Source organism: Photobacterium sp. DNB23_23_1, from assembly GCF_052873815.1.
This window is the reverse complement of sequence record NZ_JBNNXT010000138.1, coordinates 1-239: the sequence shown is the minus strand read 5'-3', so window position 1 is coordinate 239 and position 239 is coordinate 1. Positions and strand designations below refer to the sequence as shown.

1 tRNA gene is annotated in these 239 nt (G+C 52.7%); it reads left to right on the top strand.

Annotated features, from left to right (window positions below):
• Nucleotides 1–163 precede the first annotated feature (163 nt).
• Nucleotides 164–239: transfer RNA gene (locus tag ACVA53_RS25155), tRNA-Ala, on the top strand.

The following is a 239-nucleotide window of genomic DNA, read 5'->3' as shown; positions in this document are numbered from 1 at the left end:
CGATTAGCTCAGTTGGGAGAGCACCTCCCTTACAAGGAGGGGGTCACTGGTTCGAGCCCGGTATCGCCCACCACTTTTTCCTTCTTCTTTGTTATGAAGTTCGTCGTTTAGTGAACTAAACGTCCTCACATCATGCCTCGAATGAGAAAAAAGAACCCATTATGGGGCTATAGCTCAGCTGGGAGAGCGCCTGCCTTGCACGCAGGAGGTCTGCGGTTCGATCCCGCATAGCTCCACCA